This is a genomic window from Gordonia sp. 852002-10350_SCH5691597 (genome assembly GCF_001665715.1).
In the GTDB taxonomy this organism is placed as follows: Bacteria; Actinomycetota; Actinomycetes; order Mycobacteriales; family Mycobacteriaceae; genus Gordonia; species Gordonia sputi.
In genome coordinates, this window is record NZ_LZMO01000112.1 from 1 (window position 1) to 1,207 (window position 1,207).

Annotated in this window: 1 protein-coding gene; it reads right to left on the reverse strand. The window is 65.9% G+C overall.

The genetic code is table 11. From position 1 onward, the window contains the following. Positions 1-59 precede the first annotated feature (59 nt). Positions 60-818, reverse strand: a complete 759-nt coding sequence (locus A5777_RS08305) for a tyrosine-type recombinase/integrase (RefSeq protein WP_231894990.1) — start codon at positions 816-818, stop codon at positions 60-62. Positions 819-1,207 lie beyond the last annotated feature (389 nt).

Genomic DNA, 1,207 nt, shown 5'->3' on the forward strand with positions numbered 1-1,207 from the left:
CGTTCGCATCGAGTAGGTCAGGGGTTCGATTCCCCTTAGCTCCACCGAAAACCCGCAGGTCAGAGGCTTGCGGGTTTTTTCTTGCCCGAGTCCGTCCGCAGTGCGTCCGCAGTAGAACGGATCGCCGCATCCAACGCGTCCGCAACTCCGTCCAAATCGGTGTCGAACAGATCTGCATACGTGTCCAACGTCATCGACGCCTTCGCGTGCCCGAGCATCCGCTGAACCGCCTTCACATTCGCGCCCGCGCTGATCGCGAGCGACGCCGCCGTATGCCGCAAGTCATGCGGCGTCAGGTCAGGGAACTCGCCGCAATCCTGCAACCCCCGCACCGCGGGCTCGAACACCCGAGCGCGCCAGTTCGAGTTGCGCAACACCCCGCCACGCAAGTCCACGAACACCAATTCGTCGCGACCCTTACCCGCCATGAGCGCAGCCAGCTCATCGGCCAGAACAGCAGGGAACGGCACCGACCGCCGCTCGTGCGTCTTCGGCGTGGACCACACCAGACCACCGGACTCGGTGACCGACCGCGACACGTTCACCCGACGACGCAGCATGTCGAAATCCTGCACCCGCAATGCGGCCATCTCACCCCACCGCAGGCCGGTGTAGGCCAGGAACCGCACCACTTCGGGATTGCGCTCGACAGCGCCTGCCAGCGCCTGCACCTGCTCGTGCGACAGGTAGGCCCGGTCCGCGTGCTGGCGCTTGGGCAGCTTTACCCCATCGCAGGGGTTGCGCGGAATACGGCGATCCTCGACAGCCGCGCCGAGCACCTGGCGCAACAGCCCGAACGCGTTCTCGATGGTCGGCACCCCGACCTCCTCGGCAGCCAACCGAGCCACCCACGCCCGCACCGCTGACGTTTGCACCGACCCAGCCGGGGCGTCAGCCCACTGCGGACTGACGCGGCTATCCCATACGCTGCGCCGCGTCGCTGCCGTCTTCGGCGATATGTGGGACTGAGCTGCTGACCATGAGGCGTAGACCTGCCCGACCGTGACCTGTCCTGCACCAGGATCAACGTAACTGCCCGTGACGAATGTCGCGGTCACCTCGTCCAGCCATCGTTGCGCGTCAACCTTGCGCACAAATCCCTGCGCGTGTTCCCGGCCCGCATCGTCGACATACCTTGCGCGCCAACGCTTCCCCTTGCCATCGGCTGCGCTCGGAGAGCCGTCCGCCTTCCGCCATCTGTCCTCGA